Source organism: Polaromonas sp. P1_H6 (assembly GCF_056405195.1).
Genome location: NZ_JBFUCN010000072.1, coordinates 1 through 2,081, shown reverse-complemented (window position 1 = coordinate 2,081; position 2,081 = coordinate 1). Strand labels below are relative to the sequence as shown.

General features: G+C 57.3%; 1 protein-coding gene and 2 pseudogenes. All 3 read left to right on the top strand.

Annotated features, from left to right (window positions below):
* Nucleotides 1-1,281: pseudogene (locus tag AC1D1F_RS24735) on the top strand (hypothetical protein); the annotation flags it as partial.
* Nucleotides 1,278-1,781, top strand: coding sequence for an ankyrin repeat domain-containing protein (locus tag AC1D1F_RS24730; RefSeq protein ID WP_477679360.1), 504 nt, complete (start codon nt 1,278-1,280; stop codon nt 1,779-1,781). The pseudogene AC1D1F_RS24735 and the gene AC1D1F_RS24730, both read left to right, overlap by 4 nt.
* 22 nt (nt 1,782-1,803) lie before the next feature.
* A pseudogene (locus tag AC1D1F_RS24725) lies at nt 1,804-2,081 on the top strand (hemagglutinin repeat-containing protein); the annotation flags it as partial.

The following is a 2,081-nucleotide window of genomic DNA, read 5'->3' as shown; positions in this document are numbered from 1 at the left end:
TCAAGCGGCGGTATCAGCGGGATTGCCGGTAACACGGCTGTCAGAAGCACCGATGCTGAAACCGGCATTGCAAAAATCTTTGATGCCGAGCGGGTGCAGAAAGAGATCGATGCCCAGGTGCAGATTACGCAGGCTTTTGGCAAAGAAGCGCCCAAGGCCGTAGGCACCTATGCCAACAGCATGTATGACGACGCATTGAAGCGCGGAGATGCCGAAGCCATGGACATGTGGCGAGAGGGTGGCAGCGCCAGGGTCGGACTTCACGCATTGATCGGCGGGTTGGGAGGCGGCGTGAGCGGGGCCGCTGGCGCTGCTGCGGGCTCAGTGGTGTCGCCTCAGGCGGTTGCTTTGCTCAATCAGTTGGCCATACCACCGGAAGTCACTCAGGCATTGGTCATGTTGACGGGGGCGGCAGTTGGCGGCGCGGTTGGCGGCACAAGTGGTGCAGCCGCAGGCTTCAATGAAGCCGGAAACAATGCGGCTGGTTCAGTCATTGGTCGTGGGGGAGTGGAATTCGTTGAGCTCTGCGCGCGCAGCATTCGGTGCCAGATCTATTTCGCTACGGTTACCGGCGGCGGGGCCGTGTTAGCTCAAATCGCGAACCGTGCGGCGGAGGTCAAGGCTCAAAATCCAGGGGTCAGCGATGACGGCGCATTTACCGTTGCCCTGTCAGAGCGGGTCTCCACTGCCATTGTTACGACGATAGCGAGTTGGTTCCCGTCAACGAGCGCGCCAGGGCCGAACAACACAGGGAATACATCTTCGCTGCCTAACTATGGCGGATCGACAACAACACCCGGAACGACACTGGAAACCAACAACAATACAGGGGGGAACCAGACAAGTAACCCTGCGAGGAATGGGCCGGCCGTGGGCGGTGGCTATGGAGCAGGTGGTCAGCCGGTTATCGACCCCATCGTACTTAACAACAGCGGCAGTGGTGATAATGGAGCAAACGGTGAAACCCCTATATTTCGGGGCGGCAATAGCGTAGACGTTAGATTGGGTGTTGACGTTAAGGCTGCGTCAGACGGTCTGATCCACCCGACCAAGACGAATGGCCAACCACAAGGACTATCGATCAACCTAAACCCAAATGACCCGTGGGTTCAAAAGTATGGTGGTGCGTTTCCCGTTAACAGCGTCCCTGTTGGTTTGCAAGTGATACAGTCCGGGAGTCCGGGGCACTACGTTATTGCACCCTCAGCGCCGATGTCGTTTGAAAGATACCAACAGCTACTCAACCAAGTGCAGCTTGGCAACTTCAACGTACTCCGATGAACATCCAATCAAAGATTGATCAGCTTATCAAGAGTATTGTCTCTGGTGCCGCAACGGTTCGCTTAGAGATGGAGTGCAGCGGACTTAACCTGAACGAAGCTGGAGTCCTCGGCCGAACACCTCTTATGGTTGCGGCAGCGGAAGATTTACCTGCAGTAGTCGAAATGCTAGTGCGGAATGGGGCATCTGTGCATGCCACAGGCAACTACCGAGTGACGGCGTTGCATGAAGCGTCTGCAAACGGCCATGCCGTGGTAATCAACTATCTACTATCCCTCGGGGCGAATGTCGACGCAGAAACGATCCAAGGGGTGACGCCACTAATGTCGGCAGCGGCGTGGGGGCACAGTGAAGCCGCAAGGATCTTGCTGGAGAACGGTGCAGATTGGACAAAGAAGGATTGTTATGGCGCGACTGCCGCGGAAATTGCCAGAGAAAAAGGGGAGGACGTTTCAGCGGCCCTGATCGAGTCATATTCGAGGTTGGCGGGTACAGAATAGTTTTCACTATCTTTCTGTCCGCATGACCGCGGCCAGCACCGTGGGCAGCATCGCCGGCAACGTCACCCTGCAAGCCGGCGAGGCCTACAAACAGGTCGGCAGCGACGTGATCGCCCCCGCAGGCGACATCACCATCCTGGCCAAAAAGGTTGACATCACCGAAGCCCGCGAAACCAGCCGCCAGGAGACCGAAGACAAATTCAAACAATCGGCCCTCACCTTCAGCGTCAGCAGCCCGCTCCTCAGCGCCATGGAAACCGGCCAGCAAATGGCAGATGCGGCCAGCAACACCAGCGACGG

Coding starts and splice junctions, on each gene's coding strand:
- AC1D1F_RS24730 (WP_477679360.1), top strand. CDS start 1,278: ATGAACATCCAATCAAAGATTGATCAGCTTATCAAGAGTATTGTCTCT.